Below are 11640 nucleotides of genomic sequence, written 5' to 3'. Positions count from 1 at the left end.
GCCCCATGACCACCAACACGCTCGTGACCCTGCATGACGTGCGCGTCCTGCGCTGCGCCCCCGACGGCCCGCCCCTGGACGGCGAGCGCGCGGCGCTCGATCTGATCGGCGACGCGTTCGGGCAGGACGCCGAGCTGGTCGCGGTGCCGGTGGAGCGGGTCGCCGACGAGTTCTTCCGGCTGCGGTCGGGTGTCGCGGGGGCGGTCATGCAGAAGTTCGTGAACTACCGGCTGCGCCTCGCCGTCGTCGGCGACGTCTCTCAGCACATCGCCGAGAGCACCGCCCTGCGCGACTTCGTCCACGAGACCAACAACGGCGGCCACATCTGGTTCCTGCCGACCTACGACGACCTCGACGCGAAACTGCGCCCGGCCGGGTGACCCGCCCGAAAGACCCGTAAGAGACGACAGAAAGACGACAGAAGATGTCCGGCTTACCCGGCACCCTCGATCACGACATCGCTCGCAGAGGGTCGGGAGGCCGGACATGTCACAGCCGCTGAAGGACAAGATCGCGCTCGTCGCCGGGGCGACACGGGGAGCCGGACGCGGCATCGCCGTGGAACTCGGCGCGGCCGGCGCCACCGTCTACGTCACGGGACGCAGCACGCGCGGCCGTCGCTCCGAGTACGACCGCCCCGAGACGATCGAGGACACCGCCGACCTGGTCACCGAGGCCGGCGGCCACGGCATCGCCGTACCCGCCGACCACCTCGACCCGGCGCAGGTCCGCGCGCTCGTCGACCGCATCGCGGAGGAACAGGGCCGTCTCGACATTCTCGTCAACGACATCTGGGGCGGCGAGAAGCTCTTCGCCTGGGACAGCCCCGTCTGGGAGCACGACCTCGACGACGGCCTCAGGCTGCTCCGCCTCGCGGTCGAGACCCACGCGATCACCAACCACCACGCGCTGCCCCTGCTCCTGCGCCACCCCGGCGGACTGGTGATCGAGATGACCGACGGCACCGCGGAGTACAACCGCGACCACTACCGCTCCTCCTTCTTCTACGACCTCGCCAAGGCGTCCGTGCTGCGCATGGCCTTCGCCCTGGGCCACGAACTCGGACCCCGCGGCGCCACCGCCGTCGCGCTGACCCCGGGCTGGCTGCGCTCGGAGATGATGCTCGACGGCTTCGGCGTGCGGGAGGACAACTGGCGCGACGCCCTCGCCCAGGTCCCGCACTTCGCCATCTCCGAGACCCCGCGCTATGTGGGCCGCGCCGTCGCCGCCCTCGCCGCCGACCCCGACGTGGCCCGCTGGAACGGGGCCTCCCTCTCCAGCGGGCAGCTCGCGCAGGTCTACGGCTTCACGGACCTCGACGGCAGCCGCCCCGACGCCTGGCGGTACGTCGTCGAGGTCCAGGACGCGGGGAAGCCGGCGGACACGACGGGTTACCGCTGAGGCGGCACCGGGTTCGCCGCCGGGAGCGGCCAGCGTGCCGAATGGCCCGGCGGCAGACCCAGGTCGTCGCGTACGGCGGCGTAGTAGGCCTCGCGTCCGGCGCGCTGCCGTTCCAGCAGGGCCTGCCAGGCCTCGCGGTCGTCCCGGCCCTCGCGCACGAACCGCTCCATCTCCATCGCCGCCACGACCCAGGCCCGGGCCTTCTCGACCACCGCGCGGCTGCCCAGCATGATCAGGGCTTCGCCCGAGGGGTCCCGGCCGGTGGTCGCCTCGGCCAGCAGCGGCTGCGCTTCCGCGAGGGGCAGGGGATCCGGGTGCGGATCGACACCGGCCGCGGCGGCGACACGGTACGTGACCGTGACCGTCTTCTTCACCGACTGTGCGTAGTCGGCGTACACCGTCAGCCGGCGCTCCTCCCACCGCGCCGCCTGCTCGCGCCGAAACCTCATCCGGTCGCCCCGCACGACCACCACATACGAACCGAGCGCGCCGATCACGACACCGAGGAGCGCGGGGAGTTGCTGAATGAACGCGGACATGGACGCACGGTATCTGCCGGAGTGATCGTCCCCGCACTACGGTTCGGTCCATGACGGACACAACGCGCTTCGCAGGTCACGGCGTCCTGATCACCGGTGCGGCCCGCGGCATCGGCGCGGCCACCGCACGCCGCCTCGCCGAGGAAGGGGCGCGCGTCCTGGTGACCGACAGGGACGGGCCCGAGGCCGAGAGGACCGCGTCGAAGCTGCGGGACCTGGGGCTCGCGGCGGAGGCATCGGCCTGTGACGTCGCCGACCGCGCGTCCGTCGAGGCGGCCGTCGCCCACGCCGTCGACGTCCTCGGCTCGCTCGACGTCCTGGTCAACAGCGCGGCCTCCTGCACACCCGACACCCCGCTCTTCGAGGACGGCCCGGACGAGGAGTGGGCCCGCGACCTCGACATCACCCTCACCGGCCCCTACCGCTGCTGCCGTGCCGCTCTTCCCCACCTGGCCGCCACCGGGCGCGGCGCCATCGTGAACATCGGCTCCGTCAACGGCCTCCAGGACTTCGGCAACCACGCCTACAGCGCCGCCAAGGCCGGCCTCGGCTCCCTCACCCGCACCCTCGCCGGGCACGCCGCCGCCCGCGGGGTCCGCGTCAACCTGGTGGCGCCGGGCACGGTGCGCACCTCGGCCTGGGAGGGACGGGACGCGGAGCTCGACGCGGTCCGCCCGCTCTATCCCCTGGGCCGGGTCGGCGAACCCGAGGACATCGCCGCCGCGGTCGCCTTCCTGGCCTCCCGTGACGCGGCCTGGATCACCGGCACGACCCTCACCGTCGACGGCGGCCTCACCGCGGTCAACACCGGCTTCCGGGCCGCGGTCCGGCCCTCCGGCGACGTCTGAGGCGCCCGCCCTCTCCCAGCAGCCCGCGGCCCGCCGCCCGTCGAAACTTCACCGTTCGGTCACAGCCCGGTCCGGGCCACAACCGACACCCCCGTACACGGGTCTACCTGGCAGAAGTCCACACGACCACGCAAGGGAAGGGCCCGGCCATGGGGGACATACGCAGACGGCGCGCCGTCGCACTCGGCATCACCGGCGGACTCGTCGCACCGCTCACACTCACGCTCGCCGCCGCACCGGCGCAGGCGGCCCCGAGCTGTACGACCCAGGCCGGCCCGTATCAGAAGCAGGTGGAGAAGTTCCTCGGCCGGCCGGTCGACGGCAAGCAGTCCGCCGCCGACTGCAAGGCCATCCAGGCCTTCCAGACCAAGCACGGCATCACCCCGAACGCCGGCTACGCGGGCCCGGTCACCTGGGGCGTGATGGACCTGATGAACAAGCAGAAGGCCGTCGGCGACAACCCCAACAAGGACGGCAAGTGCCCGACGAACAAGGGCCGCATCGCCTGCGTGAACCTCACGCTCCAGCTGAGCTGGATCCAGGACGGCAGCCGGCTCGTCTACGGCCCGGTTCCGGTCCGCACCGGCCGCAACGGCTACGAGACGCGCACCGGCCTGAAGAAGATCTACTGGCGGGACATCGACCACGTCTCGAACATCTACAACGTGCCGATGCCCTACAGCCAGTTCTTCGACGGCGGCCAGGCCTTCCACTCGGTCGGCGTCAGCATGTGGAACCCGCCCGGCTCGCACGGCTGCGTCAACATGACCAAGACCGTCGCGAAGAAGTACTGGTCGCTGCTGAAGACCGGCGACGACGTCTTCGTGTACGGCCGTAAGCCGGGCACCTGACGCAGCGCAGGAACCCGGCTCACGGGGAAACGTCACGCCTCGGGGGCGTCCCCGAAGTCCGGGATCTCCAGCCTGACCCCGCCCTGCCGCGCCGAGTCGTGCGCGATGATGCCCGGCAGGGTGTAACGGGCCGCGACCCAGGCGTTCACCGACGGCAGGGTGCGGGTGTTCACCGCGGTCACGAAGTCGTCCACCAGGAAGTGGTGGCTGCCCTCGTGGCCGTTGTGCAGGTGGTCGAACTCCCGGGGCAGCCGGGCGCGGTCGTGCACCGGCGCCGAACCCGAGGTGAAGGCGGCCCGCAGCTCCGGCGCGATGTGCTGCAGGGACGGGTCGTCGGGGGACATCGTCGGCTTGGGTTCGAGGAGCTCGCTGATGTCCTTGACCCCCTTCTTGTCCTGCCACAGGGCCACGGTGGCGAGCTGCTCCATGCTCGCCTCGGTGCCGAAGAAGCGGAAACGGGACTCCCGTATGTGGGACGGATAGCCCACCCGCCGGAACTCGTTCGTACGGAACGAGCCGCCGCCGGCCACCTCGAACAGCGCGGTGGCGTTGGAGAAGTCGTTGCCGAACTGGCTGACCTCCTTGTCGAAGACACCGTCGCCCCGCCCGTCCACGACGCCGATCGCGGACACGCTCACCGCGTGCGTCCGCCAGGCACCGAGCACACCGCCCACCGCGTGCGTCGGGTACAGCAGCGGGGGATAGCTGGCGGTCGCCTTCCAGTTCTCGCCGCCGCTGTACTGGTACGCCTCGTAGAAGCCGAGGTCCATGTCGTGGACGTAGTCGCCCTCGGCGTAGAAGAGCCGCCCGAAGGCGCCCTCGGCGATCTGGTTGCGGGCGTGCACGGTCGCGGGGTTGTACTGGCTGGTCTCGCCCATCATGTACGTCAGCCCGGTCGCCTTGACCGCGTCGATGATCGCAGCGATCTCCTCCGTGGTGATCGCCATGGGGACGGCGGAGTAGACGTGCTTGCCCGCGTTCAGGCCCTGGAGGACCAGCGGTCCGTGGGTCCAGCGCTGGGTGAAGATCGCGACCGCGTCGACGGCCTTCGACTCCAGCATGGCCTCGTACGACGGGAAGGTACCGGCCAGTCCCTGTGCACCGGCGAGCTGCTCGGCCCGCTCGGGCAGCAGATCGGTGACGTACACGTCGCTGACACCGGGGTGGGCCTGGAACAGCGTGGCGAACTGGCCGGAGAACTGGCCGGCGCCGACGATGCCGAGGGAGAACGTCATGGAGTGGGTGCCTTTCACTGGCCGAGGACGAGGTCGATCTGCTTGTTGGTCTCGTTGAGGCTGGTCACGGGATTGCCGTTGTCGTAGATGTCCTGCACGCGTCCGAGGCCAGGTACTCCACCCACTTCCGGGCGCCCTCCTTGTTCCTGGAGGCCTTCCGCCACGTCGAACGCGGCCGCCGCCCTGGAGGAGGGCGCCATGTACCCCTTCTTGTCGGTGTAGGTCCAGCCCGCGGAGGCGGCGAAGTTGCACCTGCCACGACGTTGGACATCTCTCCGGCCGCGCTCCGACGTGTCCTCGGTTCGGTCTTCGCCCCCGTCGGGCCGTTCAGTGGCAGGCGCGACGGAGGGCTGCTGGAGGCGATGGTCATCGGGAGACTCCCTCGCATGCGGCGGCTCGTCCTCGGGCGGCATTTACTTTTGATGCGAAACAATCTCCGCGTCAAGAGGTGCGAGGACATCTCCTGAAGCTGGTCCTGATCGCCGTATGCTGGCCTGGTTGTTTCTGTGCTGAAAAAAAATGATGTGGGAGTCTGTCGACCATGACCCCAGTAGCCGCCAGCTGGCTTCCGCTCAGTTCCGGTGAGCGCTCCGTGGCGATCGAGGTGCTCCTCGGTGGCCCCCTGTCGCGCACCGAACTCGCCCGGCGGCTCAACCTGTCCGCGGGCAGCCTCACCCGGCTGACCAAGCCGCTGATCGAGTCGGGTCTCCTCGTCGAGGTCCCCGAAGCGGGCACCCCGGCCGAGGTGCGTCAGGGCCGTCCGTCCCAGCCGCTGGACGTCGTCGCCGAATCCCTCGCCTTCGCCGGCTTCAAGATCACCGAGGACATGGTCTACGGCGTCGTGACCACCCTCAGGAGCGAGATCGTCGCCCGTTACGACCGCCCCCTCGCCACCCATGACCCCGCCGAAGTCGTGGACGTGCTGGGGGAGATGGCCGAGGAACTCGCCGGCGCCCACCCCCGGCTGGCCGGCATCGGCATCGGTGTGGGCGGTCTCGTCGAGGACCGTGCCGTGGTCGCGGAGTCCCCGTTCCTGCAGTGGAGCGACGTCCCGCTCGCCGGCCTCGTCGAGGGGCGCACCGGGTTGCCGGTCGTCGTGGAGAACGACGTGGCCGCCCTCGTCGAGGCCGAGGCCTGGTTCGGCGCCGGCCGTGGCCTCGACCGTTTCGTGGTGCTCACCATCGGTGCCGGTATCGGGTACGGCCTGGTCCTGGGCGGCAAGCGGGTGCCGTACGCCGAGGAGGACCGCGGCTTCGGCCGCCACTGGATCGTGAACCCCAACGGCCCGCTCACCCCCGACGGGGCGCGCGGCAGTGCCGTCTCCCTGTTGACCGTCCCCAGCATCCGGTACCAGGTGCAGGCTGCCACGGGCCGTGACCGCACCTACGAGGAGATCCTGGAGCTCGCCGCGGCGGGGGAGCCGATGCCCGCCCGGGTCGTCGAGGAGGCGGCCCGGGCCCTCGGCATCCTGGTGGCCCAGATCGGCAACTTCGTGCTCCCGCAGAAGATCCTGCTCGCCGGCGAGGGGGTGGGGCTGATGGACGTCGCCGGCAAGACCGTGGCCGAGACCGTCCGGGCCCACCGGCACCCGCTGGCGGCGCCGATCGACCTGGAGACCAAGGTGTCCGACTTTCACGACTGGGCCCGCGGTGCCGCCGTCCTGGCGATCCAGGTGCTGGTCCTGGGGGCGGCGGACGTCTGAACTCGGCGACCTCCGCGGACAGATGGACGTGATCAGCAACACGGTCCGATATGTCCGCATTGGGTGTGCTTACTCACAGCGCCTTCACCTCTGGAACCGTATGCTTCACAGCATGTCCACCACTGTTGAATTCGCCTCCGATCGCTCGGCTGACGAGGTCAACGAGGAGATCCGGGCGCTGTGGCGCCGGTCGGGCGGGACACTGAGCGTCGAGCAGCGCGAGGAGTACCAGCGCCTCGTCCTGGAGTGGGCCGCCGCGGCCCCGCAGCAGGAGAAGGCGGCCTGAGCACTAGGCTCGACGAAGGCCGCCCGAGCATCTTCCTCGGCCCGCCTGTCCGTGCATCGGAACACCCTGCCGGGGCACTCCTGTCCCGATGGGTGCCTTTCTCGCGCTGACCTCGGCCGTCGTCTACGGCATCGTCGACTTCACCGGCGGGATGCTCTCCAGACGTGCCCATTTCGCCGCCGTCACCCTCCTCGGCCAGCTCGGCGGCCTGCTCCTCGCCACCGCGGCCGCCCTCCTCGTCCCCGCCGAATCCGTGCGCCCCACCGATCTGCTGTGGGGTGCGCTGTCCGGCGTCGGCAGCGGCGCGGCGATGCACTTCCTCAACCGGGGCCTGAGCCGGGGTGCCATGAGCACCGTCGTTCCTGTGAGCGCCGTCACCTCCGTCGCGTTGTCCGTGTTGTGCGGGGTGGTCCTGCTCGGTGACCGGCCCGGGGTGCCGGCTTGGGCCGGCTTTGCGGTCACGGTGCCGGCGCTCTGGCTCGTGGCGGACGACCGCGGAGGGCCGACCGGGCCGACCGGGCCGACCGGGCCGGTCGGCGGTGTGACCGACGGGCTGCTGGCCAGTGCGGGTGTGGCCGTGCAGTACCTCGCGCTCGGCCAGGCCGCGGCGTCGAGCGGGCTGTGGCCGGTCGCGGCGGGCCGCGTCGCCGCCGTAGTGGTCCTGCTGCCGGTCGCCGTCCGGCACCGACGGGAGATACGGCTGCCGACGCGGCGCCACGCGCAGGCGCTGCTGATCGGAGCGGGAGCGGCGCTCGGACTCGTCCTCTATCTGCTGGCCGCCCAGCGGCAGTTGCTCGCGGTCGCCGTCGTCCTCGCCTCCCTGTACCCGGCGCTGCCCGTGGTCCTGGGGTTCGTCCTCCTCCACGAACACCTCACCGGGCGCCGGGCCATCGGGCTGACCGGCGCGGCGGTGGCCACCGTGCTCCTGACCCTGGGGTGACGGGGGCTGACGAGCCGGGCCCGGTCAGCCCCACGTCGCCGAGTAGTAGCGCCGGTACGCCTTGCGGTCCTGCTCCGCGCGGATGTACCGGGCCGCCACCAGCGCGACCATGCTGCCCGCGATGACCAGCAGACCAGGGCCCACGTTCTTCGGATCCGCGAGCCGGGACAGCAGCGTCGAGGCGGTCACCCCCGTGATCGGGGCCGACGAACCGGGCGAGGCGTCGCCGGGCGCGATCGCGCTCTGGGTGGCGGATGCGGACGGGGCGGCGCCCTGCTGACCCGAGCCGTTCTGCGCCGCCACGAGCAGCTTGACGTTGAGCGCGGCCAGCGCCTTGGACACGGGCTGGAAGAACGTCGTCCCGCCCGCGCTGCAGTCACCGCTGCCGCCCGATGTCACGCCCAGCGCGATCCCCTCGGAGAACATCGGACCGCCGCTGTCCCCGGGTTCGGCGCACACGTTCGTCTCGATGAGCCCCGTGACCGTGCCCTCGGGGTAGTTGACCGTGGCGTTGAGCGCCGTCACCTCGCCGTCGCGCAGCCCGCTCGTGCTGCCGCTGCGGAACACCCGCTGGCCGACGGCGGGATCCGCGACACCGGTGATCCGCACCCCCTTGCCGTCCCCGATGGACACGACGTCGGCCCCGGCGCCCGCGTCCCCGCTCGCGTACTCCACCAGGGAGAAGTCTCCGCCGGGAAAGCTCTGCTGAACGGTCTGGCCGATCTGCCGGGTGCCTCGGTTGTCGGCGAACCACACGGAACCGTTCGGCCCGCAGTGCCCGGCCGTGAGGATGAAGTCGCGCCGGCCGTCGGTGACGTTGAAACCGGCCGAACAGCGCCCGGCGGTCGACAGCAGCGGCAGCGCGCCGTTGAGCCGCGTCGTGAACGTGCCCTCGGTGCGCTCCATGCGGACGAAGCCGCCGATGCCGTCCGCGACCCGCGTCATCCGGGACCAGTCGGCGGCCGAGACGGTGCTGTCGCCCCGTACGACCACCTCGTTGGACCGGTAGTCCATGACCCACGCCGTACCGGGCACCCGCGGTGCCGAACGCAGCGTCGACGTGGCCGACTTCAGCTCGTCCATGCTGTGGTCGACCATCTTCGCCTCGGCACCGGTCCTGCGTACTTCGGCGGCCGCCTCCGCGTCGGTGACCGCGACGACCGGCTTCCCGTCGGAACCGATCCAGCTGCCCGCCGTACGGGACGTGCCCAGGCGTGCGACGAGATCGCTGCCGGTGCCGGCCGTCGAAGCGGCGTAGGTGCGCGGGACGGCGGGGGCGTCGGGAGGTTCGCTCGCCACGGCGCGTGTGACCATCGTTCCCCCGAGGAGGAGTCCGCCGACGGCCGCCAGCCGTGTCACTCGCCGGACGAGACGTCGTCGTGCGTGCCTCATGCATGGCTCCCGAACCAGTACAGCGCGGCGTGAACGCCGCGGGGCCCTCCCGGAGTTGAGCACCCTCTCTCCATACGTGGCCGGGGCCGCCCGTGTTCACCGCACAGGTGATCGTTCTTGCACCGGCTCCTGTCCGAGCAGTGTCCAGCTGCGCTCGTCGCCCCACACGGACGCCAAATCCACGTACGGACGCAGCAGCGTGGTGAGCGCCGGGTCGCCCTGTCCGTTCAGCTCGTCGGAGGCGATCTTGCGGGCGATCCCGGCGAGGAAGTCGGCGACCTGCACCCGCGGGTCGAGCCGTGAGTGCACGAGCCGCAGCCCGGCGAAGCCGATCCCGGCCCGCCGGGCCGTCTCCTCGATCCATGCGATGCGTTCCGGCGTCAGCATGTTCTGCCGGTCGTGGACGAGACGCACGGACCGGCCCGGGGCACTCCAGTGCGCGGCCGTTCTCACGATGGCGGGCAGAAGGGGATTGAGGACGGGAACGAGGGGCGGCCCGTCCAGCAGCCGCGCCCGATAGGAATCGGCGCGCGACCGGGAGGCCGCAATCCGGTCCAGTGTTTCGGCCACTTCCGTACGGCAATCCGCGCCCCGCAGCGCCTTCACGGCACGGAAGAACGCCTCGACGGGTTCCTCGGGCCCGCCCCCGTTCCTCACCCGGAGCAATTGGTTGGCGGCTCCCAGGAATTCCCGCCAGAGCGCGTCGCCGAAATCGCCGCGCCCCGCACGGTACAGGCCGAGCGCCTCGGTCCGGTCGCCGAGCAGCAGGTCGACGGCCCGGTCGACGACGAAGTACGCCTTCTCGATCAGATGCACCTTGGCATGGCCATGGATCGGTCCCGCGGGCGCAAGCAGCCATTCCAGCACCGCCCGGTGTTTCTCCCGCAGCAGATGGTTCGCCTTGTACTCCTCCGCGGGCGAACGAATACGGTTCCGGATCTCCTGCACATAGGCCGCGGCCGTTTCCACGGGCAGCCGCACGCTGGCATGCGCGAACACATCGGTGTTCCCGCCGGTGAGATTCTCACCGTCCGACCCCGACTCGTCACAGGCCACTTCGAGGAATCCGCCGCCCGTCACTGCCTGCTCCCCGTCCTCGCCGTTCCCGGCCACCGCACAGCCCCCTATCTTGTGCCCATGACCAGGATCCCGCACGAAACGTCCGGTGAACCAAATCCTTTTCGCGCCCTGACCCTCGACCGCCTGCGATGTCGTACGAGCATGAAGTGGCGCACGTACCCCGACGACGTCCTTCCGCTGTGGGTGGCCGAGATGGACGTGCCGCTCGCCGAACCGATCGTCCGCGCGCTCACCGACGCCCTCGCCCTCGGCGACACCGGCTACCCGGCGGGCACCGGGTACGCCGAGGCGCTGGCCGGCTTCGCCGACAAGCGGTGGGGCTGGGACGGGCTCGCCGTCGAGCGGACGGCGATCGTTCCGGACGTGATGCTCGGTGTGGTCGAAATGCTCAAACTGGTCACCGGGCCGGGCGATCCGGTCGTCGTGAACTCACCCGTGTATCCGCCGTTCTACCAGTTCGTCGAGCACATGGACCGGCGGGTGGTGGAGGCTCCGCTGGGCGTGGACCTGCGTATCGACCTCGACACCCTGGACGAGACCTTTGGGCGGGTGACGGCCGCAGGCCGTCGCGCCGCCTTCCTGCTGTGCAGCCCGCACAACCCGACCGGCACCGTGCACACCGCCGAGGAACTGTCCGCCGTGGCCGCCCTCGCCGACCGGCACGGCGTGCGCGTGGTCGCCGACGAGATCCACGCGCCGCTCACCGCGGGCGGCGTCACCTTCGTGCCGTACCTGAGCGTGCCGGGCGGCGAGAGCGGGCTGTCGCTGATGTCGGCGTCGAAGGCCTGGAACCTGGCCGGCCTCAAGGCCGCCCTCGCCATCGCCGGACCCTCGGCCGCCGCCGACCTGGCCCGGCTGCCCGAGGAGGTCAGTCACGGTCCCAGCCACCTCGGCGTCATCGCCCACACCGCCGCCCTGCGCGACGGCACCGGCTGGCTCGACGCCCTGCTCGCCGGCCTCGACGACAACCGGCGCCTGCTCGCGGACCTGCTGGCCGAGCACCTCCCGGCGATCACCTACCGCCCGGGCGAGGCCACCTACCTCGCCTGGCTCGACTGCCGCGCCCTGGGCCTCGGCGACGGCGTCGACCCGGCGGACGTCTTCCTGGAGCACGGCCGGGTCGCGCTCAACTCCGGGATCCCGTTCGGCAGCGGTGGACAGGGGCACGTACGGCTGAACCTGGCCACGTCACCCGAGCTGATCACGGAAGCCGTACGGCGGATGGCGGCGGCACTCGGCTGAGCCGCAACGGGCGCGTGGCCGGACGGACAGCGGGGTGGGGGGGGCGGGCGGGGGCCCCCCCCCCCCCCCCCCCCACCCCCCCCCCGCCGCCCCCCCCCCCCCCCCCCCCGCCGGGGGGCCCCAA

Annotated in this window: 12 protein-coding genes; 8 read left to right on the top strand and 4 right to left on the bottom strand. The window is 71.3% G+C overall.

Annotated elements, in window-relative coordinates; genetic code table 11:
- Positions 1-5: 5 nt before the first annotated feature.
- A complete protein-coding gene (locus tag ACIBU0_RS34540; RefSeq protein WP_398826581.1) occupies positions 6-380 on the top strand; it encodes a DUF4180 domain-containing protein in 375 nt (124 codons plus the stop codon).
- A 106-nt stretch (positions 381-486) separates the two neighbouring features.
- Positions 487-1401: an SDR family oxidoreductase gene (locus ACIBU0_RS34535; RefSeq protein ID WP_398826579.1), complete on the top strand. Its 915-nt coding sequence runs from the start codon at positions 487-489 to the stop codon at positions 1399-1401.
- Here the strand turns inward: ACIBU0_RS34535 and ACIBU0_RS34530 are convergent.
- Positions 1392-1940, bottom strand: a complete 549-nt coding sequence (locus ACIBU0_RS34530; protein ID WP_398826577.1) for a hypothetical protein — start codon at positions 1938-1940, stop codon at positions 1392-1394. The two genes, ACIBU0_RS34535 and ACIBU0_RS34530, sit on opposite strands and share 10 nt — an antisense overlap.
- Before the next feature lie 50 nt (positions 1941-1990).
- Here ACIBU0_RS34530 and ACIBU0_RS34525 point away from each other — a divergent pair, with 50 nt between their 5' ends.
- On the top strand, positions 1991-2788 hold the full coding sequence (locus ACIBU0_RS34525) for an SDR family NAD(P)-dependent oxidoreductase (protein WP_398826574.1): 798 nt from the start codon (positions 1991-1993) through the stop codon (positions 2786-2788).
- A gap of 149 nt (positions 2789-2937) precedes the next feature.
- Positions 2938-3639 (top strand): L,D-transpeptidase family protein, encoded by a 702-nt coding sequence (locus ACIBU0_RS34520; protein ID WP_398826572.1) that lies wholly within the window; start codon positions 2938-2940, stop codon positions 3637-3639.
- 32 nt (positions 3640-3671) lie between these two features.
- On the opposite strand, the gene ACIBU0_RS34515 is transcribed toward ACIBU0_RS34520, so the two are convergent.
- Positions 3672-4874, bottom strand: a complete 1203-nt coding sequence (locus tag ACIBU0_RS34515) for a Gfo/Idh/MocA family protein (protein WP_398826570.1) — start codon at positions 4872-4874, stop codon at positions 3672-3674.
- A gap of 541 nt (positions 4875-5415) precedes the next feature.
- On the opposite strand from ACIBU0_RS34515, the gene ACIBU0_RS34510 reads away from it, so the two are divergent.
- From ACIBU0_RS34510 to ACIBU0_RS34500, 3 genes are all read left to right on the top strand, one after another.
- Positions 5416-6576 carry an ROK family protein gene (locus ACIBU0_RS34510; RefSeq protein ID WP_398826568.1) on the top strand — a complete coding sequence of 387 codons (1161 nt, stop codon included), beginning with the start codon at positions 5416-5418 and terminating at the stop codon, positions 6574-6576.
- 100 nt (positions 6577-6676) lie between these two features.
- Positions 6677-6862, top strand: coding sequence for a hypothetical protein (locus tag ACIBU0_RS34505; RefSeq protein ID WP_398826566.1), 186 nt, complete (start codon positions 6677-6679; stop codon positions 6860-6862).
- A gap of 88 nt (positions 6863-6950) precedes the next feature.
- The gene (locus ACIBU0_RS34500; RefSeq protein WP_398826564.1) at positions 6951-7802 is read left to right on the top strand and encodes an EamA family transporter; all 852 of its coding nucleotides are present in this window, start codon (positions 6951-6953) and stop codon (positions 7800-7802) included.
- A 24-nt stretch (positions 7803-7826) separates the two neighbouring features.
- On the opposite strand, the gene ACIBU0_RS34495 is transcribed toward ACIBU0_RS34500, so the two are convergent.
- Both ACIBU0_RS34495 and ACIBU0_RS34490 read right to left on the bottom strand, forming a co-directional pair.
- Positions 7827-9194 (bottom strand): S1 family peptidase, encoded by a 1368-nt coding sequence (locus ACIBU0_RS34495; RefSeq protein ID WP_398826562.1) that lies wholly within the window; start codon positions 9192-9194, stop codon positions 7827-7829.
- Positions 9195-9290: 96 nt separating this feature from the next.
- Positions 9291-10307: a hypothetical protein gene (locus tag ACIBU0_RS34490; protein WP_398826560.1), complete on the bottom strand. Its 1017-nt coding sequence runs from the start codon at positions 10305-10307 to the stop codon at positions 9291-9293.
- A gap of 24 nt (positions 10308-10331) precedes the next feature.
- Between ACIBU0_RS34490 and ACIBU0_RS34485 the strand changes: the two genes are divergently transcribed.
- Positions 10332-11516 carry a MalY/PatB family protein gene (locus ACIBU0_RS34485; protein ID WP_398826558.1) on the top strand — a complete coding sequence of 395 codons (1185 nt, stop codon included), beginning with the start codon at positions 10332-10334 and terminating at the stop codon, positions 11514-11516.
- Positions 11517-11640 lie beyond the last annotated feature (124 nt).

It is taken from the genome of Streptomyces sp. NPDC049627, from assembly GCF_044465645.1.
GTDB lineage: Bacteria > Actinomycetota > Actinomycetes > Streptomycetales > Streptomycetaceae > Streptomyces.
This window is presented reverse-complemented; position numbering and strand designations above follow the sequence as displayed.

What these genes read in the sequence shown, in the direction of transcription:
- ACIBU0_RS34485 (WP_398826558.1), top strand. Translation starts at nt 10,332, where the DNA reads ATGACCAGGATCCCGCACGAAACGTCCGGTGAACCAAATCCTTTTCGC.
- ACIBU0_RS34500 (WP_398826564.1), top strand. Translation starts at nt 6,951, where the DNA reads ATGGGTGCCTTTCTCGCGCTGACCTCGGCCGTCGTCTACGGCATCGTC.
- ACIBU0_RS34535 (WP_398826579.1), top strand. Translation starts at nt 487, where the DNA reads ATGTCACAGCCGCTGAAGGACAAGATCGCGCTCGTCGCCGGGGCGACA.
- ACIBU0_RS34530 (WP_398826577.1), bottom strand. Translation starts at nt 1,940, where the DNA reads ATGTCCGCGTTCATTCAGCAACTCCCCGCGCTCCTCGGTGTCGTGATC.
- ACIBU0_RS34495 (WP_398826562.1), bottom strand. Translation starts at nt 9,194, where the DNA reads ATGAGGCACGCACGACGACGTCTCGTCCGGCGAGTGACACGGCTGGCG.
- ACIBU0_RS34510 (WP_398826568.1), top strand. Translation starts at nt 5,416, where the DNA reads ATGACCCCAGTAGCCGCCAGCTGGCTTCCGCTCAGTTCCGGTGAGCGC.
- ACIBU0_RS34505 (WP_398826566.1), top strand. Translation starts at nt 6,677, where the DNA reads ATGCTTCACAGCATGTCCACCACTGTTGAATTCGCCTCCGATCGCTCG.
- ACIBU0_RS34515 (WP_398826570.1), bottom strand. Translation starts at nt 4,874, where the DNA reads ATGACGTTCTCCCTCGGCATCGTCGGCGCCGGCCAGTTCTCCGGCCAG.
- ACIBU0_RS34520 (WP_398826572.1), top strand. Translation starts at nt 2,938, where the DNA reads ATGGGGGACATACGCAGACGGCGCGCCGTCGCACTCGGCATCACCGGC.
- ACIBU0_RS34525 (WP_398826574.1), top strand. Translation starts at nt 1,991, where the DNA reads ATGACGGACACAACGCGCTTCGCAGGTCACGGCGTCCTGATCACCGGT.
- ACIBU0_RS34540 (WP_398826581.1), top strand. Translation starts at nt 6, where the DNA reads ATGACCACCAACACGCTCGTGACCCTGCATGACGTGCGCGTCCTGCGC.